The following is a 24,290-nucleotide window of genomic DNA, read 5'->3' on the forward strand; positions in this document are numbered from 1 at the left end:
ACGGCGGAATGCCCGCCCGGGGACTCGGCAACCGGCCAAGACCGTCCGAAAACAAGGAGGTTCCCGCCTGACCATTGGCCGCCGAACACCGAACGCCTACGGCGGGCGACGGTGGGCGGTGGGGGGCCGAGTGCGGGGCGATGATGCCTGGCCGTTGTCAGCGGACTCGTCTAGATTTCGCGGCATGGCTCTGAACGACATCACCCGGTCCGCAGTCCTGCTGGCGGTCGAGGAGTACGACCACCGAGGCCGGGACGCGTTCCTGGAGAAGTACGGCTTCGGCCCCGCGCGCACCTACGTCCTCGTGATCGACGGCAAGGAGTACGACTCCAAGGCCATCGTGGGGGCCGCCCACGGCCACCTCCCCGGTCTCGACCCCCTGGAGAGCGGCGAGTTCTCCGGCGGCAGGAACCACGCCGCCAAGCTGCTGGGCGACCTCGGCTTCGAAGTCATCACGCGCGACGCGACCTGACGTCACGTCCGGAACCCGGCACCGGAGACGGGACTGGTACGGGGCCCTGCATGCGCAGCCGCCTCAGCAGGCGGGAACGGCGGCCGCGGTCCACGGCAGGGTGATCCACACCGTCTTGCCGCCCTCCGCGGTGGGCGACACCGAGAGCCTGCCACCGGCCTCCGCCGCGAGAACCCGGATGATCACCATGCCGCGGCCGTTGTCCTGCTGGACGGCGGCCGGGAGCCGGCGCGGAAAGCGCGGGTGGCTGTCGGTGACGCCGATCCGCAGGATCTCCTCCCGGTCGAGCCGAAGCTCGACGGTGAAGGTGGGCGACTGCCCAAAAGTGTGCTGCACCGCGTTGGTCGTCAGCTCCGAGACCATCAGCCGGATGGAGTCCGCCGCGTCGCCGTCGTCGTCCAGGCCCCAGCGGCCGAGCGTCTCCGCCACGAACCTCCGTGCCGTGGCGACCTCGGCGGGATCGCTCGGCAGCGTGACGGATGCTTCCTGGAGATCTGCCATGGCGACGCCGTCCCTTTCCGCCGGGGCCGTCGCCCCGGATCGCGCTGCGCGTCACACTGCCACCGATCGCGGACCCGAGTGGGCCGTTCTCCCGAGATATGCCCCGTTCTGTCGCCCGAAGCGGTGAACTCTCGCCCTCCGGAACAGCCTTGGGCCGCGCACGGAGCCGTACGTGGAGGGCGCAGCACCGCGCGACATCGCACCGCGCTCACAGTCCCGCACCCCGTGCACACCGCCCCGCGCGCACGACCCCCGTCCTCAGCGCATCCGTGCTCAGCGCATCCGTACTCAGCCCGCCCGTGCTCAGCGCGCCCCGGCGGGCGCGGTCCGGACGATCGTCGCGACCGCCCGTTCGATCTCGGCGTCCGTGAGGTCCGCGCGGGCAGTCAGCCGCAGTCGCGAGATGCCGTCCGGCACGGACGGGGGTCGGAAGCAGCCCACGGACAGGCCCTGTTCGCGACAGTCGGCGGCCCATGCCAGGGCCTCTTCCGGTCCCGGCGCACGGACCGACACCACGGCTGCGTCCGGCCGGGCGGAGGTGAACCCGGCCTCGGTGAGCATCTTGTGCAAAGTGACAGCGACCGTGCGCGCCCGCTCGGCGAGGCCCGGGTCCGCCGCGATCAGCCGCAGGCTCGCGAGCGCCGCGCCCGTGGCGGCCGGGGCCAGACCGGTGTCGAAGATGAAGGTGCGCGCCGCGTTGACCAGGTGCTCGATCACCCGGACCGGGCCGAGGACCGCCCCGCCCTGGCTGCCCAGGGACTTGGAGAGGGTGAGGGTGGCCACCACGTCCTCGTCGCCGGCCAGCCGCGCGCCGTGGAGGGCTCCCCGGCCGCCCGCGCCGAGCACACCGAAACCGTGGGCGTCGTCGACGACCAGCCCGGCGTCGTGGTCGCGGCAGGCCGCGGCGAGTTCCTCCAGCGGGGCCCGGTCGCCGTCGACGGAGAAGACGGAGTCGCTGACCGCGAGCGCCCGCCGCCCCGGATGCGCCTCCAGCGTCTTGCGTACGGCCTCGGGGTCGGCGTGCGGGACCACGGCTGCCTCCGCACGGGCGAGCCGGCAGCCGTCCACGATCGAGGCGTGGTTGGCGGCGTCGGAGACGATCAGGACGCCGGGGCCACCGAGCGCGGTGAGCGCGGCCAGGTTGGCGGTGTAGCCGGAGGAGAAGACGAGGGCTGCCTCGAAGCCGCAGAACGCGGCGAGTTCCTCCTCCAGCCGGGCGTGCAGCAGGGTCGTACCGGTGACGAGACGCGAACCGGTCGCCCCGGCCCCCCAGCGGCGGGCGGCGTCGGCCGCCGCCCCGATGACGTCGGGGTGCCGCGTCAGACCGAGGTAGTCGTTGCTCGCCAGGTCCAGCAGGTCCGACTCGGCCGGCCGTGGCCGCAGCGTCCGGACTAGCCCGGCCCCGGCCCTGCGGCGGGCCTCGGCCCCGGTCCAGTCGAAGGCGGAACGGCGCGGGGGCGGGGTCGGCCGGGCCTGGGGCATGCGGCGCTCCTTTTGTCGGCACCTTTTGTAGGCAGCGCACAGACCCTAACGGCAGGAGGTCGAGGTCGGGATGTGGCCATACACACACCTCGATCATGACCGTTTGTTCAGATCCTCCTTGGCCGAGGGGCGTGCCGTAGGCAAGGATCAGCCCTTATGGACCTGCTGAACACGCTGGTGGAGAAGGGGCTGCGGCGCGAGTCGCCGACCCGTGAAGAAGCGCTCGCCGTACTGGCGACCTCCGACGACGACCTGCTCGATGTGGTGGCGGCCGCCGGCAAGGTGCGCCGACAGTGGTTCGGGCGGCGGGTGAAGCTGAACTACCTCGTCAACCTGAAGTCCGGGCTGTGCCCGGAGGACTGCTCGTACTGTTCGCAGCGGCTCGGTTCCAAGGCCGACATCCTCAAGTACACGTGGCTGAAGCCGGACGAGGCGTCCCAGGCCGCGGCGGCGGGCATCGCGGGCGGCGCCAAGCGGGTCTGCCTGGTGGCGAGCGGCCGCGGTCCGACGGACCGTGACGTGGAGCGCGTCGGCAGGACCATCGAGGCCATCAAGGAGCAGAACGAGGGCGTCGAGGTGTGCGCCTGCCTCGGTCTGCTCTCCGACGGCCAGGCCGAGCGCCTGAAGACGGCCGGCGCCGACGCGTACAACCACAACCTCAACACCTCCGAGGCGACGTACGGGGAGATCACCAAGACCCACACGTACGCCGACCGGGTGGACACCGTGCAGAAGGCGCACGCGGCGGGCCTCTCGGCCTGCTCGGGCCTGATCGCGGGCATGGGCGAGACCGACGAGGACCTGGTCGACGTGGTGTTCGCGCTGCGCGAGCTGGACTCGGACTCGGTTCCGGTCAACTTCCTGATCCCCTTCGAGGGCACGCCGCTGGCGAAGGAGTGGAACCTCACCCCGCAGCGCTGCCTGCGGATCCTCGCCATGGTCCGGTTCGTCTGCCCCGACGTGGAGGTGCGGATCGCCGGCGGCCGTGAGGTCCACCTGCGGTCGATGCAGCCGCTGGCGCTGAACATCGCCAACTCGATCTTCCTCGGCGACTACCTCACCAGCGAGGGCCAGGCCGGCCAGGCCGACCTCGACATGATCGCGGACGCCGGCTTCGAGGTGGAGGGCGCGGGCACGACCACGCTCCCCGCCCACCGCGCCGACGCGCTCGCGGCGGCGGCCGGCGGCTGCGGTTCGCACGCCGCGGCGGGCGGCTGCGGTTCCGGGGCGGCGGCCGGCTGCGGCTCGCACGCGGACGCGGCGGGCGGCGGCTGCGGCCCGTGCGGCGGCCATGCGGAGACCCCCGCCGAGTCCCCGGCCACGGCGTCCGCCGCGTCGGAGGCCCGGACCGACCTGGTGGCGGTGCGCCGCCGCGGCGCCGGCACGGACCTCGCCCCGAACGCGTAACGGCCGACGATGCGCAACGACGAACTCCTCGCCCTGGACCGGGCGCACGTGTGGCATCCGTACGGCCCGATGCCGGGCCGTGCGGAGCCGCTGGTGGTGGCGTCCGCGTCCGGTGTGCGACTGCACCTCGCCGAGCCGGCCGAGGGACGGTCCGAGCTGATCGACGGCATGTCCTCGTGGTGGTCGGCTGTGCACGGCTACAACCACCCCGTGCTCAACGAGGCCGCGCGCGGCCAGCTCGACCGGATGAGCCATGTCATGTTCGGCGGGCTCACCCACGAGCCGGCGGTACGTCTCGCGGCCCGGCTCGTCGAGATCACACCGGAGCCGCTCCGGCACGTCTTCCTCAGCGACTCCGGCTCCGTCGCGGTCGAGGTCGCGGCCAAGATGTGCCTGCAGTACTGGCGTTCGCTCGGCCGCCCCGGCAAGCAGCGACTGCTGACCTGGCGCGGCGGCTACCACGGCGACACCTGGCAGCCGATGTCGGTGTGCGACCCCGAGGGCGGGATGCACCAGCTGTGGTCGGGCGTGCTCCAGCGGCAGGTGTTCGTGGAGGAGCCGCCGGCCGCGTACGAGGAGTCGTACGCGGAGGAGCTCCGGGCCGCGATCGCGCGGCACGCGGACGAACTGGCCGCGGTGATCGTCGAACCGGTGGTGCAGGGCGCGGGCGGGATGCGTTTCCACGACCCCGCCTATCTGCGGGTGCTGCGCGAGGCGTGCGACGCGCACGACGTGCTGCTCGTCTTCGACGAGATCGCGACCGGCTTCGGCCGGACGGGCACGCTGTTCGCGGCGGACCAGGCCGGGGTCTCCCCCGACGTGATGTGCCTGGGCAAGGCGCTGACGGGCGGGTACCTCTCGATGGCGGCGACCTTGTGCACCCGCACAGTGGCCGACGGCATCTCCCAGGGAGAGGTTCCGGTGCTCGCGCACGGTCCGACGTTCATGGGCAACCCCCTCGCCGCCGCGATCGCCTGCGCCTCCATCGACCTGCTCCTCTCGCAGGACTGGGCCCAGGAGGTCAAGCGGATCGAGGCCGGATTGTGCGACGGCCTCGCGGGCGCCGAGGACATCCCGGGCGTCCGCGACGTGCGGGTGCTCGGCGCGATCGGCGTCGTCCAGCTCGACCACGAGGTCGACATGGCGGCGGCGACGCGGGCTGCGGTCCGGGAGGGCGTCTGGCTGCGCCCGTTCCGCGACCTCGTCTACACGATGCCGCCGTACGTGACCGAGGACGCCGACCTCGCCCGGATCTGCGCGGCGGTGCGCGCCGCGGCGACCGCGGGCTGACGCCACTCCGCCCTCCCCCGGCGGACCCCGGAAGGAAGAAGAAGCATGAGCATCATCGTCGTCAGCGGGACGGGGACGGAGATCGGCAAGACGGTCGTCACGGCGGCCGTCGCCGCCGCCGCGGTCGCCGCCGGCCGTTCGGTCGCGGTCCTCAAGCCCGCGCAGACCGGCCTCGCGCCCGAGGAGACGGGCGACGCGGACGAGGCGGTACGCCTCTCGGGCGCCAAGACCTCCGCCGAGCTGGCCCGCTACCCGGAGCCGCTCGCCCCGGGCACGGCGGCCCGGCGCGCCTCGATGGCACCGGTCGGGCCGGAGCGGGTCGCGCGGGAGGCCCGCGCGCTCGCCGGGGAGCACGACCTGGTGCTCGTCGAGGGCGCGGGCGGGCTCCTCGTCCGCTTCGACGAGGAGGGCGGCACGCTCGCCGACACGGCCCGACTGCTCGGCGCTCCCGTCCTCGTGGTGGCGCCGGCCGGTCTCGGGACGCTCAATTCGACTGCGCTGACGGCGGAGGCGCTGCGCGCCCGTGGGATCGAGCAACTCGGCGTGGTCGTCGGCAGCTGGCCGGCGGCCCCGGACCTCGCGACCCGGTGCAACCTGGCGGACCTGCCGGAGGCCGCGGGCGCCCCGCTCCTCGGGGCGGTGCCGGAGGGCTCCGGCGCGCTGGATCCCGCGGCCTTCCGCGCGGCGGCGGGCGACTGGCTCGCCCCGGCGCTCGGCGGCACGTGGGACGCGGACGCCTTCGCCCGGGCGAACGGGGCCTGAGCCGCCGCCCCGCCCTCCCCCGTACGTCACCCCGGCGCATCCCTTTCGCTCCTGGAGTCTCATCACTCCCTAGAGTGAGGGGATGCGCGCACGTGTACAGGAACTGGTCCTCGACTGCGGCGACCCGGCCGTGCTGGTCCGCTTCTGGGCGGAGCTCCTCGGCGGGGACCCCGTCGACCGGAGTGCCGACTGGTCGTACGTGGACCCGCCGGGCTTCGTACGGCTCGCCTTCCAGCGGGTGCCCGAGGGCAAGACCGTGAAGAACCGGCTGCACCTGGACCTGGAGGTGCCCGACCCGGCGGTGGCGGCCGACGCCGCGGCGCCGCTCGGGGCGGTCCGCGTCGGGGGCCTCGTCACCGACGCTCAGGGCTCCTTCCAGGTGATGCGGGACCCGGAGGGCAACGAGTTCTGCTTCGTCACGGGCTGACGGCCGCCCCATGGCGGCCGTGTGCCGGCGGACCGTCCCGTACTCGGCGACGGGTGACGGCGGGGTCTCCGGTTGACGCGCGTCCAGGGTGCGGAATGTGCTGGCGACGTCCGTACCCGCGTGGTGGGATCGGGCCGTGATCGACATACAGCTGCGTACCGCCGAACCGTCCGAGGCCGAGTCCGTCCTCGCCTTCTGGGAGCAGGCCGCCGAAGGCACCTCCATCTCCGACGACGTCGACGGGGTGCGGCGCCTTCTCGCCCGCGACCCCGGTGCGCTGATCCTCGCAGTGGAGGACGACGTGATCGTCGGCTCGGTGATCGCCGGCTGGGACGGCTGGCGCGCCTCGCTCTACCGGCTCGCGGTGCTCCCGTCGCACCGCAGGCGCGGCATCTCGAAGGTCCTGCTGAACGCGGCGGAGGAACGATTCGCCGCACTCGGCGGGCGCCGCGCGGACGCGATGGTCCTGGAAGCGAACGAGCGGGCGCACCATGCCTGGGCCGCGGCGGGGTACGAGCGGGAGGAGCGCTGGCGCCGCTGGGTGAAACCCTTCGCAGGGTGACCCAACAGCCGTTTTGCCGATCCTTTACCATGGGATCTCCGTCCGACGACCGTGACGGCCCGACCGACCGAAAGGTGTGAACGTCCGCCCATGGGCGAGCCCCCCAGTAGCACTGATGCCGCCATCCGGCATTGCCCCGGTTCCGATTCCGGCGACCGACATCGCGCGTTCCGTCCCCAGCTGACTGATCATGGGACGGAGGTGAACCGATGACCGAAGTGCTTCTGCTCCTGGTGGCGCTGCTGCTCTCGCTCGCGTGCGGCGCGTTCGTGGCGGCGGAGTTCTCCCTGACCACCGTGGAACGGGGTGAGCTCGAAGCCGCGGCGGAGCGCGGCGAGCGCGGCGCGCCCGGCGCCCTCAAGGCCGTCAAGTCGCTCACGTTCCAGCTCTCCGGCGCCCAGCTGGGCATCACCGTGACCAACCTGGTCGTCGGCATGCTCTCCGAGCCCTCCATCTCCAAGCTGATCCAGGGGCCGGTCGAGGCGCTCGGCCTCTCCCCCACGGTCGCCTCCTCGGTCGCCCTGGTCATCGGCACCGCCCTGTCCACCGTGGTCCTCATGGTGGTCGGCGAGCTGGTCCCCAAGAACTGGGCGATCTCCTCACCGCTCGCCGTCGCCAAGGTCGTGGCGACGCCGCAGCGGATGTTCACGGCCGCGTTCAAGCCGCTGATCAGCCACCTCAACAACACCGCCAACCGGATCCTGCACCGGCTCGGTATGGAGCCGACCGAGGAGCTGGCGTCCGCGCGCTCGCCCCAGGAGCTGGTGGCGCTCGCACGCCACTCGGCGAAGGAGGGCGCGCTGGAGGCGGACACGGCCGAATTGTTCGTCCGCACACTGAACCTCGCGGAACTGACCGCCGAGAACGTGATGACCCCGCGCGTCCAGGTGACCGCCCTGGAGGTGCAGGCCACCGCCGAGGACGTCGCGAACGCGACGCGCGCCACCGGCCTGTCCCGCTTCCCCGTCTACCGGGGCAACCTCGACACGGTCGTGGGCATCGCCCACATCAAGGACGTCCTGGCGATACCGGCGGACGAGCGCCGTCTGCGCCGCGTCGGCGACCTCGTGCGCGAGCCGCTGCTCGTCCCGGAGACGCTGACCGTGGACAAGCTGCTCGACCGGCTGTCCGGCAAGCAGACGATGGCCGTCGTCATCGACGAGTACGGCGGCACGGCCGGGGTCGCGACCCTGGAGGACATCGTCGAGGAGGTCGTCGGCGAGGTGCGCGACGAGCACGACCCGCACGAGACCCCCGACCTGGCGCGGGCCGGCGAGGACGAGGACGGCCGCGTGCTGTGGTCGGCCGACGGAGCCGCTCGTACCGACCAGTTGGAACGCATCGGTCTGAAGGTGCCGGACGGACCGTACGAGACGCTCGCCGGTGTCCTCGCGACCGAGCTGGGCCGCATCCCGGCCGTCGGCGACAGCGTGGAACTGGGCGGCTGGCGCCTCGACGTCGTCGACGCCTCCGGGCGCCGCGCCGCGCGCGCCCTGCTGCACGCGCCGCTCCCCCAGGAAGAGGACGAGACCGGGGAGGCCCGCCGATGATCGCGATCCAGCTGCTGATCGGTCTGCTCACGCTGGTCGTGAACGCCTTCTTCGTCGGCGCCGAGTTCGCCCTGATCTCGGTCCGGCGCAGCCAGATCGAACCGCTCGCCGAGGCCGGCGACCGACGGGCCCGCAGCGTCATCTGGGGTCTGGAGCACGTCTCCGCCCTGCTCGCGGCGGCCCAGCTCGGCATCACGCTGTGCACCCTGGTGCTCGGCATCGTGGCCGAGCCGGCCATCGCGCACCTGCTGGAGCCCGTCTTCGACGCGGTCGGCGTGCCGCACGGCCTGGTCCACCCGATCTCCTTCGTGATCGCGCTGACCGTGGCCACCTACCTGCACATGCTGCTGGGCGAGATGGTGCCGAAGAACATCGCGCTCGCCGAACCGGCGAAGACCGCGCTGGTCCTCGGCCCGCCGCTGGTCACCCTGGCCCGCGCCCTGCGCCCGGTGATCTTCACCATCAACGCCTTCGCGAACGCCCTGCTCAAGCTGTTGCGGGTGGAGGCGAAGGACGAGGTGTCGGCGACGTTCTCGGACGACGAACTGGCCCGGATGGTCACCGACGCGAGCGACGCCGGCCTGCTCGACGACCGGGCGACCGAGCGGCTGCACGACGCCCTGGAGCTGGGCCGCCGCCCCGTGCGGGACGTGGTCATGCCGGTGGAGAAGGTGATGTACGCGCAGGTCGGCACCACCCCGGAGGAGCTGGAGGCACTGTCCGCCCAGTCGGGCTTCTCCCGCTTCCCGGTCGTCGACTCGGACCGCCGGATCCTGGGCTACCTCCACGTGAAGGACGCCCTGGACATCACGCCGCGCGACCTGCCGTTCCCGGTCTCGGCGCTGCGGCCGATCGCCCGCGTACGGGCGGCGACCCCGCTGGACGACGTGCTGACGGCGATGCGCCGCAGCCGGACCCACCTGGCCGCCGTCCTCGACGAGGACGGCAAGCTCGCCGGTCTGGTGACGATGGAGGACGTGCTCCGCGAACTGGTGGGGCGCCCGGCGGCACCGTAACGCCGCACACCCCACGGAAGGGCCCCGGGACCTCGCGTCCCGGGGCCCTTCCCGCGCCTCTCCCCCAGGATCCCCACCCCCGCCCCGCGCGTTCGCGCCTTCGCACGTCCACCTCTCCGCACGTCCGCGTTTCGGTGAAGGGTGATGCCGCACGCGCGGTTGACGCGGCAGGCACTCGCCCGGCCGCGGGCGGTGTCGTCAGAGCCTGCCGGCCGCGAGCCAGTCGTCGAGGAGGTCGCGGTCGCCGGTGAGGGTGAAGCGCGGGTCGTCGGCTCCGTAGCGGCGGTGCAGCAGGAGCAGCAGCTCTCCCGCGTCGGCCGTCACGTCCGCCGTCGGCTCAGTGTCGCCGCTCCCCCGGCTCCAGGCGAAGCCGCCCCCGCCGAGCACGAGCGTCCAGACCGCGCCGCTGTCGCGCGCGGAGAGCCGCAGGACCGCGCCGTCGCGGTCGAGGTGGGCGAGCGGTTCGGCGATCCAGGGGACGTAGGGGGCCGTGGTGAGGAAGTGGTCCAGTGCGTCGGCGGCCGTGTCCGGGTCGAGCGGCCGGGCCGTTCCGGTGAGCGCGATCTCGGCGTCGGCGAGGTGGACCAGCGTCTCGGCGAGGACGTGGCGCGGGTAGTGGCGTACGTGCGGGTCGGCGCCGGGCGACCAGACCGGCGCCTCGGGGTCGGCGGCGCGGGCCGCCCCGGCGAAGCCCTCGGCGCGGGCGGCGAACCAGTCGGGGTACGCGGCGGGGTCGGCCGGCGGGTCGAGGGGGAGGTCGCCGGCGCGGACGCGGGTGGCGGGGCGGGCGGTCACGAGGTGCTCGGCCCAGCCGTGGACGGTGCCGAGGTGTCGGGTCAGGTCGCCGAGGTTCCAGCCGGGGCAGGTCGGGACGGGCGTCGCCGGATCGTTGCCGCGGACGGTGGCGGCGTACCGCCGCGCGTGGTCGGCGACGGCGTCGACGGTGGTGAGGTGGGTGTCCTCGTCGAGCCCGAAGCCCGCGGAGACCTTCAGCAGCTCCTCGCGCCAGGGGCCGGGCGGCTCCCGCAGGGCGGCCTCGCGGAAGAGTGCGTCGAGGGCACGGCGGTCGGCGGCGTCGAGTCCGGCAAGGACGTGTCCGGTGTGCTCCAGCCACTTCACCGCCGTGTCGGGGTCGAGCACCTCCTCGTCGCTGGTCTCGACCGCCGTCACCAGCCTGGCCAGCGCCTCGGCCAGGGCGTTCAGGAGCGCGTCGCTCATCGGGGTTTCCCCTCCCGGGTTCTCCACGGCACCCGCGCATACCGCGCGGTATGATCGGCTTCGCCATGGAGATCAATGCCACGTACAACAGTCTCGTCGCCGTCGGGGACAGCTTCACCGAGGGTATGTCGGACCTGAGGCCCGACGGTTCCTACGGGGGGTGGGCGGACGTCCTCGCGAGCCGGCTCGCGGCCCGCGCGCCGGGCTTCCGCTACGCGAACCTCGCCGTCCGCGGGAAGCTCATCGGCCAGATCGTCGAGGAGCAAGTCGCCCTGGCCGCAGAGATGAAGGCCGATGTGGTGACCCTCGTCGGGGGCCTCAACGACACCCTCCGCCCCAAGGTGGACATGGGCCGCGTGAAGGGTCTCCTGACGGAGGCCGTGGAACGCCTCACACCTTCCTGCGGACAGCTCGTCCTGATGCGCAGCCCCGGCCGGAACGGTCCGGTGCTGGATCGTTTCCGTCCCCGGATGGAGGAGCTCTTCGCCCACATCGACGAGCTGGCCGGCCGGCACGGCGCCCTCGTCGTCGACCTGTACGGCGCGCCCGTCCTGGCCGACCCCCGGCTGTGGGACGTGGACCGGCTGCACCTCACCGCCGACGGGCACCGGCGGGTCGCCGAGGCGGTGTGGCAGACCCTGGGCCTCGCGCCCGAGCAGGACTGGCAGGCGCCGCTGCCGGACGCCGCGCGGGTGGGGTGGGTGACGCGGCGCGCGGCGGACGCCCGGTTCGCGAAGGAGCACCTCGGGCCGTGGATCGGCCGCCGGCTCACCGGCCGCTCGTCCGGCGACGGCCGCCCGCCGAAGCGCCCCGAGCTGCTGCCGTACGAGGCGCGCTCCGAGGCCTGACCCGGCCAGGGCCCCGGGACACGGGGCTCCTGCACCGGACACGGACGGGGGTACGGCGGCGAGCGCGCGCCCGGACCGCGTGAGCTGCGTCTCGTAGCAAGCTCCAGCCGGGACCACGGCGCTGGCCTGCAGAAATCACCAGTAAACTCTGGACACGTGACTGCTGCGACTGTGAAGCCCCGTATCCCCAACGTCCTGGCCGGCCGCTACGCCTCCGCGGAGCTCGCCGTCCTCTGGTCCCCCGAGCAGAAGGTGAAGCTGGAGCGCCAGCTGTGGCTCGCCGTGCTGCGTGCCCAGAAGGACCTCGGGATCGAGGTTCCGGACGCGGCGATCGCCGACTACGAGCGCGTCCTCGACCAGGTCGACCTCGGCTCCATCGCCGAGCGCGAGAAGGTCACCCGGCACGACGTGAAGGCCCGCATCGAGGAGTTCAACGCCCTCGCCGGCCATGAGCACGTGCACAAGGGCATGACCTCCCGTGACCTCACGGAGAACGTCGAGCAGCTCCAGATCCGCCTCTCCCTGGAGCTGGTGCGGGACCGTACGGTCGCCGTCCTCGCCCGTCTGGGCAAGCTGTCCGCGGAGTACGGCGAGCTGGTCATGGCTGGGCGTTCGCACAACGTCGCCGCGCAGGCCACCACCCTCGGCAAGCGCTTCGCGACCACCGCGGACGAGCTGCTCGTGGCGTACGCCCGCCTGGAGGAGCTGCTCGGCCGCTACCCGCTGCGCGGCATCAAGGGCCCGGTCGGCACCGCCCAGGACATGCTCGACCTGCTCGGCGGCGACGCCGGCAAGCTCGCCGACCTGGAGCAGCGCATCGCCGGTCACCTCGGCTTCGCGCACGCCTTCACCTCGGTCGGCCAGGTCTACCCGCGCTCGCTCGACTACGACGTGGTCACCACCCTGGTGCAGCTGGCCGCCGCGCCGTCGTCCATCGCCAAGACGATCCGCCTGATGGCCGGCCACGAGCTGGTCACCGAGGGCTTCAAGCCCGGTCAGGTCGGCTCCTCCGCGATGCCGCACAAGATGAACACCCGCTCCTGCGAGCGCGTCAACGGCCTCATGGTCATCCTGCGCGGTTACGCCTCGATGACCGGCGAGCTGGCCGGCGACCAGTGGAACGAGGGCGACGTGTCCTGCTCCGTGGTCCGCCGCGTGGCCCTGCCGGACGCCTTCTTCGCGCTGGACGGCCTGCTGGAGACCTTCCTGACCGTGCTGGACGAGTTCGGCGCCTTCCCGGCCGTCGTCGCCCGCGAGCTCGACCGCTACCTCCCCTTCCTCGCCACCACCAAGGTCCTCATGGCCTCGGTCCGCGCCGGCGTGGGCCGCGAGCTCGCCCACGAGGCGATCAAGGAGAACGCGGTGGCCTCCGCCCTCGCCATGCGTGAGCAGGGCGCCGAGCGCAACGAGCTGCTCGACAAGCTCGCCGCCGACGACCGCATCCCGCTGGACCGCGCGGAGCTCGACGGCCTGATGGCGGACAAGCTCTCCTTCACCGGCGCCGCCGCCGACCAGGTCGCCACCGTGGTGTCCCGCATCGAGGAGCTCGTCAAGCAGCACCCGGAGGCCGCCGCGTACACCCCCGGAGCCATCCTCTGACCCGGACCCCCCGGTTCACCCGCGAGGAGCTGGAGGCCGCCCGCGACCGCGTCGTCACCGACGTGGCCGAGGGCGGCCTCGCCGTTCTCTTCTGCGGCATCAACCCGGGGCTGATGACCGCCGCGACCGGCCACCACTTCGCCCGTCCCGGCAACCGCTTCTGGCCGGTGCTCCACCGGTCCGGTTTCACCCCTCGCCTGCTGCGCCCCGACGAGCAGGACGAACTGCTCTCGTACGGGCTCGGCATCACCAACGTCGTCGCCCGGCCGACCGCGCGCGCCGACGAACTGAGCCGCGAGGAGTACGTCGAGGGCGGCCGTCTCCTCACCGCGAAGGTCCTGCGGCTGAAGCCCCGCTGGCTCGCGGTCGTCGGCGTCACCGCGTACCGCACCGCCTTCGGCGAACCGAAGGCGGCGATCGGTCCGCAGGAACGGACGATCGGCGAGACCCGGATCTGGGCGCTGCCCAATCCGAGCGGGCTCAACGCCCACTGGACGGCGGAGACCATGGCCGAGGAGTACGCGCGCCTCCGGGTGGCCGCCGGACTGCCGCCCGCCACCGACCCGCCGGAGGACGCGCACGGCTCGTGAGGCCGGGGAACCGCGCGACTCCGGCAGCCGACGGCACGTCAGTCCGCCCCGCCTTCCGTGCGGGTACGGCGGCGGGGCTCGGGTCTCGGCGCGGACACGGCCCGGACACGGCCCGGGGGCGGCCCTCGCCGCTTCCGGAACCATTGAGTACGATCCGCCTGAGACGGGCACGAGCTGGGAGGACACACGGTGGGGCGGCTGACCGGCGGGGATCCGTCTCTGCTGCGGCGGATCAATTCCGCGGTGGTACTCCATGCTCTGCGCGGTTCCGACGCGCGCACGCTCACGGACCTGACCCGGATCACGGGTCTCTCCCGGCCGACCGTCGAGGGCGTCGTCGAAGGGCTCATCGAAGGCGGGCTCGTCGTCGAGGCCGCGCCCGAGGAGGGCGGGGCCCGGCGCCAGGGCCGCCCCGCCCGGAGGTTCCGGTTCCGCGCCGAGGCCGGTCATCTGCTCGGCATCGAGATCGGCCCGCACCGCGTCGCGGCCCTCCTCTCCGGTCTGGACGGCCGGATCATCGGCGCCGGCGCCCGCGAGGTGTCGGAGACCGCGCCCGAGGACGAGCGCCTGGAGAAGGTGCGCACGGTCGTCGCGGACGTCCTGCGCCGGGCGGGCGTGCCCCGGTCGAACCTGCGGGCCGTCGGCGTCGGCACCCCCGGCATCGTGGAGGCCGACGGGACGGTGCGGCTCGGCACCGCGCTCCCCGGCTGGACGGGCCTCGCGCTCGGCGAGCGGCTGCGCCGCTCCTTCCGCTGCCCGGTGATCGTGGAGAACGACGCCAACGCGGCGGCCGTCGCCGAGCACTGGAAGGGCGCGGCGACCGACTCCGACGACATCGTCTTCGTCCTCGCCGGGCTGAGTCCCGGGGCCGGTTCGATGATCGGCGGCCGGCTGCACCGCGGTTACGGCGGCGCGGCGGGCGAGATCGGCGCGCTGCACCTGCTGGGCCGCGGCGTGACTCCGGAGCACCTGCTGTCGACGACCGACGAGCCGCTGCACCCGCTGGACGAGCAGGCGGTGGCGGAGGTCTTCGCGCTGGCGAGGAAGGGTGACGCGCGGGCCGAGGCCGCTGTGGAGCGGTTCACCCAGCGACTGGTGCACGACGTCGGCGCGCTCGTCCTCGCCCTCGATCCGGAACTGGTCGTGATCGGCGGCTGGGCGGCCGGCCTGGACGGAGTGCTGCAGCCGCTCCGCGAGGAACTGGCACGCTTCTGCCTCCGCCCGCCGCGGGTCGTGCTCTCCCTGCTCGGCGAGGCCGCCGTGGGGACGGGTGCGCTGCGGCTCGCGCTCGACCACGTGGAGGAACAACTCTTCGTGGTCGAGGGCAGCGTGACGGCCCGACGGTAGACCGGACAGGAGCACCGTTCCGGCCCCTCGCCGAAAAAGCCGAAGACCCGGCCGTGGAGGGCCGGGTCTCGGATCGAACCGGATCCGATCAGGCCGAGTCGAGTCGTTCGATTCGGCCGCGTCGACTGGATCCGATCACCACCCTGCGGTTCGCTCACCGTGCGTCGTACACGGTGAGCCTTGGTGTGCGTCAGTGCGTCGGTGCGTCAGGAGGCCATCGCCAGGTCGACGGAGTCGCCGAAGGTGAGGCGGCAGGTGTCGGCACGGTACGTGGCGACGGAGACGGCAGCGGTACGGCCGCCGGAGAGGTAACGGGTCGTCACGACCAGTACCGGCGAACCGGGCAGACGGTCCAACTCCTTGGCGTCGTCGGCACGGGCGGAACCCAGCTCCACCGAACGATCCTGGCCGTCGAGGGCGAGGTGCTGGAGCTCGCGCAGCACCTCGCGGGCGCGGGCGGGCCCGGCAGGGGCCTCGACGCCGACGAGTCCCGCGACCGAGGCTGCGGGCACGTACAGCAGCTCCGCGGCGACGGCCTGGTCCTGACCGATGCGCAGTCGGCGCACCAGGTGCACGTCCTCGTCGGCCGGAACCTCCAGCAGACGGGCTACGGCGGCGGGCGCCGTACCGAGCACGGAGTCCTGGGCCTGCCAGGCGTCGTCGCCGACACCGGGCCACGCCTGCTGCGTGGTGGAGACGTCGACGCCGACGCGCGGGGGCGCGACCGTGGTGCCGACACCGCGTCGGCGCTGGAGGCGTCCTTCCAGCTCCAGCTGTTCCAGCGCCTGGCGGAGCGTGGCGCGGGCGACGCCGAAGCGTGCCGCGAGCTCGCGCTCGTTGGGCAGGATCTCACCGACCGCGAAGTCGGAGTCGAGAGCTTCGCCGATCACCGTCTTGAGGTGCTGGTACTTCGGTTCCTGTACCGATTCCAGCTGCGTGGTCCCCACCCTGTCCTCCGCATTTCGCCGTGTCCCGCGGCGTTTCCGCGCCCTTGTTTATTAAAGGTTCCTGCACTAACTCTGCGACCATAAGGCGAGCCACCCCCTTGGTCAAGACCAATCCTCCGCCGAACGTCCGGAAATGTGACCCTCTGACCTTGATCGTTCACAGGACGTTCGCACCCTCGTGAGACGCACGAAGCCCTGAGCCCCGCCTGCCGGACCGGCGGGCGGGGCTCAGGGCTGCTTCGGGGAACCCGGGACGAGGAGGACACATCCCCCGGGGGGCGGCTCCTTCCTCCCGGACGCCAGTTTCCTCCTGACTCTTGAACTCGTGACTACCGAGCAGTAATTCTTGCTGACAGCACGTCTAAGAAGATGTACGAGGGAGCCTCCATGTCGACACGGATCATGTTCGAGTTCGAGACCCCGCACGGCCACCGCACCACGTCCCTGACGTACGAACGCCGTGGAACGGGCGAGCCTCTGCTCCTGCTCCACGGCATCGGGCACCACTGCCAGGCCTGGGAACCGGTCCTCGACGTCCTGGCCTGCGAACGCGACGTCATCGCCGTCGACCTGCCGGGTTTCGGCGCCTCCGACGCGCTCCCGCAGGACTGCGCCTACGACCTGTCGACCGTCACCTCCGTCCTCGCCGCCTTCTGCTCCGCCGTCGGCGTCGAGCGGCCGCACGTGGCGGGCAACTCCCTCGGCGGACTGCTCGCCCTCCAGCTCGGCCGGGAGAAGGCCGTCCGCTCGGTCACCGCCCTCTCCCCCGCCGGCTTCTGGTCCGAGAGCGAGCGCCGATACGCCTTCGGAACCCTGCGGGCCATGCGCGGCGCCGCCCTGGCCCTACCCGCCCCCCTCATCGACCGGCTGTCCCGGACGGCGGCCGGACGCACCGCGCTCACCAGCACGATCTACGCCCGGCCCGCTCGCCGTTCACCCGAGGCGGTCGTCGCCGAGACGCTCGCGCTGCGCGAGGCCACCGGCTTCCACCAGACCCTCGCCTCGGGCCGCGACGTGCTCTTCCGCGACGACCTCCCGTCGCTGCCGGTCACCATCGCCTGGGGCACCCGGGACCGGCTGCTGCTGCGCCGCCAAGGCCTCCGCGCCAAGCGGACCGTTCCCGGCGCGCGGCTCGTACGGCTGCCCGACTGCGGTCACGTCCCGATGAACGACGATCCCGCGCTCGTCGCGCGTGTCCTCCTCGACGGCAGCGCCCTCTCCGGCTGACCCGGCCGGCGCCTTCCGCGAGGTCAGCAGGCCGGTACCGAGCGCGGCACCGGCTCCCACGAGAAGGCCGCCGACCGCCTGCGGCAGCCCGAGGGTGGCCTCCCCGATCGCGGCCGCACTCAACGCGGCCGCGATCGGGATGGCGCCGGTATAGAGCGTGGCGCGTTCCATCCCGATGCGCTGGACCGCCATGTAAAAAAGGACGAACCCGACGACGGTCGCGAGCACCGCCTGCCACAGCAATGCACTCGTCTCCACAGCGGTCGGCATCCGCACGAACCCGGAACCGTCCACGACGAGGCCGAGCAGCGTGGACTCCACCGCGCCGACCCCGCAGACCGCCGCCGTGAGCAGCCGGGGACCGAGCGGACGCAGTACGGGCACGGCGAGCACGGTGAACCCGACCTCCCCGGCGAGCGCCGCCGCCGACCAGCCGAGCCCCGCCGTGTCGGTGCGCCCCCAGCCCTGCACGGTGAAGGCGCCGGCCGCGACGAGCAGGGCCCCGTACAGCACGGTCGGCGCGGGCCTCCGGCCTTCGAGCATCGGCACGAGGACGGCGACCACGACCGGGGCGCAGCCGACGACCACTCCTGGTACGGCGGGTTCCGCAGTGCGTTCGGCGGCGAGAATGGCGAGATTGAAACCGACCATGCCGACGGCGGCCAGGACCGCGATCCGTACCCACTGACCGATGCCGAGGAGACGGAGCGGAGCCAGGCCACCGCGGCCGAGAAGAGGGAGCAGCAGGAGGAAGGCCGCACCGTAACGGAGGGCCTGCCCGCCCGCGTACGGGTAGTCGCCGAGCAGGCCGTTGGCCGTGAAGGAGGCGCCGACGAGGGCATAGGCGAGGGTCACGAGCAGGACCCCGCGGAAGGCGTTCGGGTTCATGTCCTCGACGCTAGAAAGGCGCGCGACCCGGGTGAAGGTCCACTTCCATGGCGTCGACGGGGACCACTTCGGTACGCCGGGGTGTCAGGCGCGAACCGCTCGCGCCAGTCCGGAAAGACGGGTGGCGGAAGACCTCGGCGCAAGGCGGACCGACCGGAGCGATCTGTTCACGTGGGGTTCGTGTGGGCGCCGCTCCTGGCCGTTAGGCAGGTGGCTGGTGCGAACTCTCGTACCAGACGACGCCCTTGACGCCTTGTCGATGGCATCGCGTCATGTCGCGTCGGTCACGGCCCCTTTCCTTTCCCGGAGGCTCCGCATGTCCACGTATCCGCACGGCCCCTTGCCTGTCGGGCCGTCCTCGGGTGCCGCTTCCGCGCCCGCGCGCCGCAACGTGCTGCGCGGCTCGCTCGCCGTCTCCGCAGGGGTCGCCCTGGGCGCCGGCGGTCTCTCGGTCCCGGCCTTCGCCCTGTCCGGGCGGCCCGAGGCACGGTGGGGGGTACAGACCGGTGACGTCACCGCACGCTCGGGTTTGGTGTGGGTCCGGTCGGACCGGCCCGCGCGCATGATCGTCGAGACTTCGGCGACGGAGTCCTTCCGGCGGGTCCACCGCCATTTCGGCCCGCTGCTGGGCGCGGGCACCGACTTCACGGGCACGACGGCCCTCCGCGGTCTGCCGGCCGGTGAGCAGATCCACTACCGGGTTCTCCTCGCCGACCCCGACGACCCGCGCCGCGCGGGCGAGCCGGTCCTCGGGACCTTTCGTACGGCTCCGGAGCGGCGCCGCGACGGCGTGCGGTTCCTCTGGTCGGGCGACATCGCCGGGCAGGGCTGGGGCATCAATCCGGACATCGGCGGCTTCCGCGCCTTCGAGGCCATGCGCCGGCTCGACCCCGACTTCTTCCTGTGCAGCGGTGACACCGTCTACGCGGACGGGCCGCTGCAGCCGACGGTGACGCTCCCCGACGGCCGGGTGTGGCGCAACGTGGTGACGCCGGAGAAGGCGAAGGTCGCCGAGACGCTCGACGAGTACCGGGGTACCTTCCGTTACAACCTGCTCGACCGGAACGTCCGCGCGTTCAACGCGCAGGTGCCGACGGTGGCCCAGTGGGACGACCATGAGGTGCGCAACAACTGGTATCCGGGGCAGATCCTCGACGACGCGCGCTACACGGAGAAGAACGTGGACGTGCTGGCGGCCCGCGCGTCACAGGCGTTCGCCGAGTACTTCCCGGTTTCCACGCTGCGGGCCGGGGAAGGTGCCGACGGTCGGATGCACCGGGTGGTGCGGTACGGGCCGCTGCTCGACGTCTTCGTCCTGGACATGCGCTCGTATCGCAACGCCAACTCTCCGGGCCGACAGGCGGACGACACCACCGGGATCCTCGGCGCGGAGCAGCTCGCCTGGCTGAAGCGGGAGTTGTCCCGGTCGCGAGCGGTGTGGAAGGTGCTCGCCGCCGATATGCCGCTCGGGCTGGTCGTCCCGGACGGCGCGGCCGACTTCGAGGCCGTCGCGCAGGGCGATCCCGGGGCGCCGCTCGGGCGCGAGCTGCAGATCGCCGAACTGCTGAGGTTCATCAAGCACCGTCGTATCACCGGCACGGTGTGGCTGACCGCCGACGTCCACTACACCTCGGCGCAGCACTACGCGCCGGAGCGGGCCGCCTTCCAGGATTTCGCCCCCTTCTGGGAGTTCGTCTCGGGGCCACTGGCCGCAGGCGGGTTCCCGGCCAACAGGCTGGATGCGACGTTCGGCCCGGAGCGTGTCTTCGTGCGGGCGCCGGAGCGGGCGAACGTGTCGCCCATGGAGAGTCCGCAGTACTTCGGCGAGGTGGACATCGACGGGGAGAGCGGCGACCTGGCGGTCCGTCTGCGGGCGGACGACGGTTCGGTGCTGTTCACGAAGGTGTTGCGGCCGGGCTTGGTGGGACAGTAACCGATCTTCTGACGGAAGGAGGTTATCCACAGGCCGACCTGTGGATACGAGCGGATGTCAGTGTCGGGCCCTACGGTCGTTTCCATGACGCGATCCGTACAGGCGCTCGCCTACGCACGCCCTTCTTCCCTTGAGTCCACGGCTTCCGGCCGGCTCCTCGGTCTGGAGACGGCCGGAGGTCTGACCCCTCGTGGGGCCGAGGCCCACCCTCGCTTCTTCGCGGGCTTCCTGGCCTCTCCCCAGATTGCCGCGCGCGGTCTGCTGGCGGTGGCCGACGTGGCCGTGGCCCGCTATCACCAGCGGGCGAGACCGGGCTCGCTGGATCCTGTCGTGACGGGGAACGGCGACCGGCTGCGGTTCGAGTCCTTCTCCGGCTGTGGAGGGGTGTACGCGCGGCTCGACGTGCTCGACGAAGGCCTGGGTGGTACGGAGACCGGTCACGGCACCACGAACGTGGATGTGAACGATCCGCTGCGTGAAGCGCTTTCGCGGATGACCGGCGATGATCCGATGCATCTGCGGGTGGGGCCCGACGAGATGGCGGTGACGACGCTCGGCGGGTCGGTGGTGGAGAAGAGGGTTCCGCTGCCGGACCGCTGGCTGCGGGGCTTCGCGGAGGCGCAGGTCGCCTCGGCGCGGTTCGATCTGCGGGCCGAGCTGACCGGTGCGGAGGCGGTGCGGTTCCTGCGTGGGCTTCCCCGCTCGCAGGGGCGTGGCCGCGCTCCGCTGTGGGTGGTCCAGGCCGGCCGGACGCTGCGCCCGACGACCCGTCCGGGAGCGGGGGCCGTATGTCTGCCCGGACCGGACCGGCTGATCGCGCTGGAACGCGTGCTCCGGTTCGCCACCGGGCTACGGGTGTACGGTCCGGTTCCCGATGGCCTGGCCACGCCCAGTGCCTGGGAGGTGACCCTCCCGGGCATGCGGCTGACGCTCACGCTCTCGCCCGATCCGGCCCGTGGTTTCTCCGGGGAAGGCGGTGTGCTGGAAGCCCTGGCCACGGACGAAGCCGCGGCGGACGCGGAACTGATCGCCGTGCTCCTCGCGTGGGAACCGCGAATAGATCCGGCCGATCTCGCCGAACAGTCCGGGCTCGCCGCCGACCGGGTGCGTGCCGCTCTCACCCGGCTCGGCACGGCGGGCCGGGTGGGGTACGACGTCGCGGACGCCACGTACTTCCACCGGGAACTCCCTTACGACGCGGACCGGGCGGAGCGGCACAACCCACGACTGGTGTCCGCACGGCGGTTGGTCTCGGAGGAGGCGGTGACGCTCGACGGGGAGCTGGCGACGGTGGTCTCCGGCGAGCAGCACTATCGGGTGCGGGAGGCGGACGGGGTGCTGAGCTGCACCTGTACATGGTGGACGGACTACCGCGGGCGGCGTGGGCCGTGCAAGCACGCGCTGGCGGTACGGATGGCCCGCCGGGGCGTGGTGGTGAGAGCAGCGTCATGACGACGGGGATCGAGCCGCTCGGGGGAGCGGTCGTGGACGGAAGGACGGAATCGATGGGGGCGGAAATGGCAGCGGAGGCAAGGGCCGGCGACGGCATGGGCGTCACGGCACTGATGGAGGCGGTGCGCGCGGGTCGTGCGGCCGAGGTCCCGGCGCTTCTGGAGCCACTGGACGCGGACGCACGCAAGGAGGCAGTGAACCGACTCAAGGAGTTGCGCTCCGAAGTGCGTTCCTGGGACTGGAGCCGATGGGTCGAGGCCACCCGGGTGCGGCGGGCGCTCTACGTGGCGGGAGCCGGTTGTCACACCGGTTCCGCAGCGGCGGCAGCCTGGCTGGGTGGGCGGGATCTGCTCAGCTGGCGCACCGAGGACGGTTTCCTGGCTCTGCGGGTGCTCGTGGACCGCGAGGCGGACTGGCGTGCGGACGTGGCACACCGGCTCGCGGCCAAGCCGACCGTGGCGGAGGGCAGTTACGACCTGATCCGGGGGCTGTTGGAGGGGTCGGGGGCGCCGGTGCCGGCGACGGACGGATACGTCGTCGGCTGGACGCGGAGGATCGCGGAGGGCGAGTTGCTGGAGCGGCTGAGGGCGGACCCGCAGACTCCGGTGCTGGTCGCCCACGCCCTTTCCATGCGGGAGGTTCCTGATCTGCTGGCCGAGCCGGGGAAGGACGGTTCGGCGAAGCGCTGGTCGGCCGCGCTCGCGGCGCTCGCCGAGGAAGGAGTGATCGACCGCGCCGAGGTCGTCGACCTGTGCGTGTCGCGGCTGCTGCGGGGCGGGCGTCCGCGTGATCTGCGTTTCCCGCTGGGGATGTTGCAGTTGGTGCCGCCGAACGCGGAGGAACGGCGGGACCGGATCGCCGACTGGATCGGCATGACCGCCGACGGGACGTCCACGGTCGCGGGATACGCGCAGAAGGTCCTGACGGGGCTGGCTCTCGAGGGGGCGTTGCCGGGTGGTGCGTTCTCGGAGATGACGGCCGGTGTACTGTTCCGCACCGAGAAGAAGCTGCTGCGCGCCCAGTTGACACTGGTGAACAAGGTGCTGGCCAAGAATCCGGCCCTGGCAGCCGAAGTGTTGCCGGTGGTGGCCGAGGCGTTCGGTCACGACGACACCGAGGTGCAGGAACGGGCGCTGCAGGTAGTGGCCCGTCATCTGAAAGCCGTCGACGGGCGGGTACGTCGCGAGCTGGCCGAGGCGGCTTCACTCCTCGGTCCCGCCCACCGCGCCACCGCCGAGGTGGTCTTCGGCGGTGATCTCGGGGAGGGCGAGCACCTGCCGTACGAGGAGATCCTGCCGCCTGTGCCGGAGCCGCAGTTCCTTCCGGGCCCGGTGGGAACGGTCGAGGAGCTCATGGAGGACCTGCTGGTGCAGCGGCGTTCGGGCGGGACGATGGAGTTCGAGCTGGCCCTCGACGGCCTGGTGCGGCATGCGCACCAGGACCGGGAAGGCGTGGCGTCGCGGGTGCGGGAGACGTTCGCCGACGCGTACTGGCAGGACAACGCCTCCTCCTTCCACCTCGACCACGACCACTTCCGGCACGGTCCGCGGGGCACGGAGGCGGTCCTCGCCTCTCTTGTGGGAAAGGTGGAACAGAAGCGGATCAAGAAAGGAATGAACCAGCCCGTTCCGATGACGTCGTGTGTGCACGGGGCGATGGGGGCCACGCAGGACATCCGGATCTGGGAGATCGCGCATCTGATCGGCGGGGGGACGCTGCCGCTGCTCCTGTCCACGCCCAGCCGGCACACCGGTGGCATCGACCCGCTGGAGCTGGTGCGGCGGCTCCGGGAGTACGCGGACGCGGGGCTCGAACCCGCGCCGGTGGACCTGGGCCATGCCCTGTTGCGCGTCCGCCGGCAGGATCCGTCCGCCGCGCGGGCGGCTGAGGAGGCGGAGTCGCTGGGGAGCGCCGGCGGAGCCCGGCTGGCCGCGTGGCTACGGTCGGAAAGCCCCCTGGAGGCGACCGTACGGTTCCATCCGCGCGGGGAGAAGGAGTCGGGACGCTGGTGGCTGGTCGACCGGATCCTGGTCGAGATGACGAAGCGGGCGACGCTGCGGAAGGAGTTCCCGAAGGCGTTGCACTGGCTCGGCGGCAGCCTGCTGCCGAACGCCCGCCGCTGCTACCACTGGGAGCAGGTCCCCGAGCATGGGGCCACGCTGCTTCCTGCGGACCGCGAGTTGCTGGCCGCCTGCCTCCTGTCCTCCATGGCGAGTGCGGTGGACGGCGACTCCACGCGGGACGTGACCGGTCCTCTGACCCTTCTCGCCGAGGGCGAAGGGCAGGTGGGCAGGGCGGTGGCCCTGGTGCTCGCCTTCGGGCTCGGCTGCCGGGACGCGGACGACCGGCTGCGCGCCGTGGACGCGCTGCTCGTCCTGGCCGCACGGGGTGATCTCGATGCCGCGCAGGTGGGAAGGGACGTGGCCTGGCTGCTCGCCGAGCGGTCGATGAAGCCGAACCGTCTCGCGGACGCGGCTCGGACCGCGGCCGCAACGGGTGCCTACGGAACCGTGTGGACGATCCTGTCAGCGGCGCTTCCGCCCCTGCTCGAAGCCGAGACTCCCATGCGTGGTCTGGGTGAGTTGCTGGCCATCGCGGCGGACTGTGCGGAACGGTGCGGGGCCACCGGAGAGCTGGCGGGACTCGAACGGCATGCCACGGCGCGGGGAACGTCGCAGCTGGTCACGCAGGCGAAGCGACTGTGGAGCGCACTCCGTCAGGGGGCCGATCAGAGCACGACAGAAACGTCCTGAATCCGTCATAAATCTTCCA

General features: G+C 72.4%; 20 protein-coding genes and 1 pseudogene. 16 read left to right on the forward strand and 5 right to left on the reverse strand.

Annotated features, from left to right (window positions below; translation table 11 throughout):
• Window positions 1-184 precede the first annotated feature (184 nt).
• Window positions 185-472 (forward strand): ScoMcrA-related endonuclease, encoded by a 288-nt coding sequence (locus IE326_RS25150; RefSeq protein ID WP_190043078.1) that lies wholly within the window; start codon window positions 185-187, stop codon window positions 470-472.
• Window positions 473-535: 63 nt separating this feature from the next.
• Here IE326_RS25150 and IE326_RS25155 read toward each other — a convergent pair whose 3' ends face one another.
• Both IE326_RS25155 and IE326_RS25160 read right to left on the reverse strand, forming a co-directional pair.
• Window positions 536-973 carry an ATP-binding protein gene (locus IE326_RS25155; RefSeq protein ID WP_190043079.1) on the reverse strand — a complete coding sequence of 146 codons (438 nt, stop codon included), beginning with the start codon at window positions 971-973 and terminating at the stop codon, window positions 536-538.
• 303 nt (window positions 974-1,276) lie between these two features.
• Entirely contained in the window at window positions 1,277-2,455 is a 1,179-nt protein-coding gene (locus IE326_RS25160; protein WP_190043080.1) for an 8-amino-7-oxononanoate synthase, read from the reverse strand.
• A gap of 156 nt (window positions 2,456-2,611) precedes the next feature.
• Here IE326_RS25160 and bioB point away from each other — a divergent pair, with 156 nt between their 5' ends.
• The 7 genes from bioB (at window position 2,612) to IE326_RS25195 (ending at window position 9,469) form a co-directional block, all read left to right on the forward strand.
• Window positions 2,612-3,862 carry a biotin synthase BioB gene (gene bioB / locus IE326_RS25165; RefSeq protein ID WP_150227078.1) on the forward strand — a complete coding sequence of 417 codons (1,251 nt, stop codon included), beginning with the start codon at window positions 2,612-2,614 and terminating at the stop codon, window positions 3,860-3,862.
• 9 nt (window positions 3,863-3,871) lie between these two features.
• Window positions 3,872-5,152 (forward strand): adenosylmethionine--8-amino-7-oxononanoate transaminase, encoded by a 1,281-nt coding sequence (locus IE326_RS25170; protein WP_190043081.1) that lies wholly within the window; start codon window positions 3,872-3,874, stop codon window positions 5,150-5,152.
• 45 nt (window positions 5,153-5,197) lie between these two features.
• Complete coding sequence (gene bioD, locus IE326_RS25175) at window positions 5,198-5,914, forward strand: dethiobiotin synthase (protein WP_190043082.1); 717 nt, start codon at window positions 5,198-5,200, stop codon at window positions 5,912-5,914.
• A gap of 82 nt (window positions 5,915-5,996) precedes the next feature.
• Entirely contained in the window at window positions 5,997-6,341 is a 345-nt protein-coding gene (locus tag IE326_RS25180) for a VOC family protein (protein ID WP_150227081.1), read from the forward strand.
• 136 nt (window positions 6,342-6,477) lie between these two features.
• The gene (locus IE326_RS25185; RefSeq protein ID WP_150227082.1) at window positions 6,478-6,903 is read left to right on the forward strand and encodes a GNAT family N-acetyltransferase; all 426 of its coding nucleotides are present in this window, start codon (window positions 6,478-6,480) and stop codon (window positions 6,901-6,903) included.
• 209 nt (window positions 6,904-7,112) lie between these two features.
• Window positions 7,113-8,453: a hemolysin family protein gene (locus IE326_RS25190; protein ID WP_190043083.1), complete on the forward strand. Its 1,341-nt coding sequence runs from the start codon at window positions 7,113-7,115 to the stop codon at window positions 8,451-8,453.
• Complete coding sequence (locus IE326_RS25195) at window positions 8,450-9,469, forward strand: hemolysin family protein (RefSeq protein ID WP_150227084.1); 1,020 nt, start codon at window positions 8,450-8,452, stop codon at window positions 9,467-9,469. The genes IE326_RS25190 and IE326_RS25195 overlap by 4 nt, the downstream gene beginning before the upstream one ends.
• A gap of 198 nt (window positions 9,470-9,667) precedes the next feature.
• Here the strand turns inward: IE326_RS25195 and IE326_RS25200 are convergent, their stop codons facing one another.
• Window positions 9,668-10,687 carry a maleylpyruvate isomerase N-terminal domain-containing protein gene (locus IE326_RS25200; protein ID WP_190043084.1) on the reverse strand — a complete coding sequence of 340 codons (1,020 nt, stop codon included), beginning with the start codon at window positions 10,685-10,687 and terminating at the stop codon, window positions 9,668-9,670.
• Between the two features lie 65 nt (window positions 10,688-10,752).
• Here IE326_RS25200 and IE326_RS25205 point away from each other — a divergent pair, with 65 nt between their 5' ends.
• From IE326_RS25205 to IE326_RS25220, 4 genes are all read left to right on the forward strand, one after another.
• A complete protein-coding gene (locus tag IE326_RS25205; protein ID WP_190043085.1) occupies window positions 10,753-11,535 on the forward strand; it encodes an SGNH/GDSL hydrolase family protein in 783 nt (260 codons plus the stop codon).
• A 156-nt stretch (window positions 11,536-11,691) separates the two neighbouring features.
• Complete coding sequence (gene purB, locus IE326_RS25210; RefSeq protein WP_150227087.1) at window positions 11,692-13,134, forward strand: adenylosuccinate lyase; 1,443 nt, start codon at window positions 11,692-11,694, stop codon at window positions 13,132-13,134.
• A gap of 62 nt (window positions 13,135-13,196) precedes the next feature.
• Window positions 13,197-13,724, forward strand: a complete 528-nt coding sequence (mug, locus tag IE326_RS25215; protein ID WP_190043086.1) for a G/U mismatch-specific DNA glycosylase — start codon at window positions 13,197-13,199, stop codon at window positions 13,722-13,724.
• Between the two features lie 189 nt (window positions 13,725-13,913).
• Window positions 13,914-15,071: an ROK family transcriptional regulator gene (locus tag IE326_RS25220; protein WP_150227088.1), complete on the forward strand. Its 1,158-nt coding sequence runs from the start codon at window positions 13,914-13,916 to the stop codon at window positions 15,069-15,071.
• A gap of 206 nt (window positions 15,072-15,277) precedes the next feature.
• On the opposite strand, the gene IE326_RS25225 is transcribed toward IE326_RS25220, so the two are convergent.
• Window positions 15,278-16,018: a GntR family transcriptional regulator gene (locus IE326_RS25225; RefSeq protein ID WP_190043087.1), complete on the reverse strand. Its 741-nt coding sequence runs from the start codon at window positions 16,016-16,018 to the stop codon at window positions 15,278-15,280.
• A 387-nt stretch (window positions 16,019-16,405) separates the two neighbouring features.
• Between IE326_RS25225 and IE326_RS25230 the strand changes: the two genes are divergently transcribed.
• Window positions 16,406-17,245, forward strand: coding sequence for an alpha/beta fold hydrolase (locus tag IE326_RS25230; protein WP_190043088.1), 840 nt, complete (start codon window positions 16,406-16,408; stop codon window positions 17,243-17,245).
• 51 nt (window positions 17,246-17,296) lie between these two features.
• Here the strand turns inward: IE326_RS25230 and IE326_RS41735 are convergent.
• Window positions 17,297-18,133 (reverse strand): annotated as a pseudogene (locus tag IE326_RS41735) (EamA family transporter); the annotation flags it as partial.
• Between the two features lie 316 nt (window positions 18,134-18,449).
• Here IE326_RS41735 and IE326_RS25240 point away from each other — a divergent pair.
• The 3 genes from IE326_RS25240 (at window position 18,450) to IE326_RS25250 (ending at window position 24,271) form a co-directional block, all read left to right on the forward strand.
• On the forward strand, window positions 18,450-20,066 hold the full coding sequence (locus IE326_RS25240; RefSeq protein WP_190043089.1) for an alkaline phosphatase D family protein: 1,617 nt from the start codon (window positions 18,450-18,452) through the stop codon (window positions 20,064-20,066).
• 84 nt (window positions 20,067-20,150) lie between these two features.
• Entirely contained in the window at window positions 20,151-21,518 is a 1,368-nt protein-coding gene (locus IE326_RS25245; protein WP_190043090.1) for an SWIM zinc finger family protein, read from the forward strand.
• Window positions 21,515-24,271 (forward strand): DUF7824 domain-containing protein, encoded by a 2,757-nt coding sequence (locus tag IE326_RS25250; protein ID WP_190043091.1) that lies wholly within the window; start codon window positions 21,515-21,517, stop codon window positions 24,269-24,271. The genes IE326_RS25245 and IE326_RS25250 overlap by 4 nt, the downstream gene beginning before the upstream one ends.
• Window positions 24,272-24,290 lie beyond the last annotated feature (19 nt).

Source organism: Streptomyces filamentosus, from assembly GCF_014654895.1.
GTDB lineage: Bacteria > Actinomycetota > Actinomycetes > Streptomycetales > Streptomycetaceae > Streptomyces > Streptomyces filamentosus.

Coding starts and splice junctions, on each gene's coding strand:
- IE326_RS25245 (WP_190043090.1), top strand. CDS start 20,151: ATGACGCGATCCGTACAGGCGCTCGCCTACGCACGCCCTTCTTCCCTT.
- IE326_RS25195 (WP_150227084.1), top strand. CDS start 8,450: ATGATCGCGATCCAGCTGCTGATCGGTCTGCTCACGCTGGTCGTGAAC.
- IE326_RS25250 (WP_190043091.1), top strand. CDS start 21,515: ATGACGACGGGGATCGAGCCGCTCGGGGGAGCGGTCGTGGACGGAAGG.
- IE326_RS25155 (WP_190043079.1), bottom strand. CDS start 973: ATGGCAGATCTCCAGGAAGCATCCGTCACGCTGCCGAGCGATCCCGCC.
- bioB (WP_150227078.1), top strand. CDS start 2,612: ATGGACCTGCTGAACACGCTGGTGGAGAAGGGGCTGCGGCGCGAGTCG.
- IE326_RS25230 (WP_190043088.1), top strand. CDS start 16,406: ATGTCGACACGGATCATGTTCGAGTTCGAGACCCCGCACGGCCACCGC.
- IE326_RS25190 (WP_190043083.1), top strand. CDS start 7,113: ATGACCGAAGTGCTTCTGCTCCTGGTGGCGCTGCTGCTCTCGCTCGCG.
- bioD (WP_190043082.1), top strand. CDS start 5,198: ATGAGCATCATCGTCGTCAGCGGGACGGGGACGGAGATCGGCAAGACG.
- IE326_RS25200 (WP_190043084.1), bottom strand. CDS start 10,687: ATGAGCGACGCGCTCCTGAACGCCCTGGCCGAGGCGCTGGCCAGGCTG.
- IE326_RS25150 (WP_190043078.1), top strand. CDS start 185: ATGGCTCTGAACGACATCACCCGGTCCGCAGTCCTGCTGGCGGTCGAG.
- IE326_RS25170 (WP_190043081.1), top strand. CDS start 3,872: ATGCGCAACGACGAACTCCTCGCCCTGGACCGGGCGCACGTGTGGCAT.
- IE326_RS25205 (WP_190043085.1), top strand. CDS start 10,753: ATGGAGATCAATGCCACGTACAACAGTCTCGTCGCCGTCGGGGACAGC.
- IE326_RS25180 (WP_150227081.1), top strand. CDS start 5,997: ATGCGCGCACGTGTACAGGAACTGGTCCTCGACTGCGGCGACCCGGCC.
- IE326_RS25240 (WP_190043089.1), top strand. CDS start 18,450: ATGTCCACGTATCCGCACGGCCCCTTGCCTGTCGGGCCGTCCTCGGGT.
- IE326_RS25160 (WP_190043080.1), bottom strand. CDS start 2,455: ATGCCCCAGGCCCGGCCGACCCCGCCCCCGCGCCGTTCCGCCTTCGAC.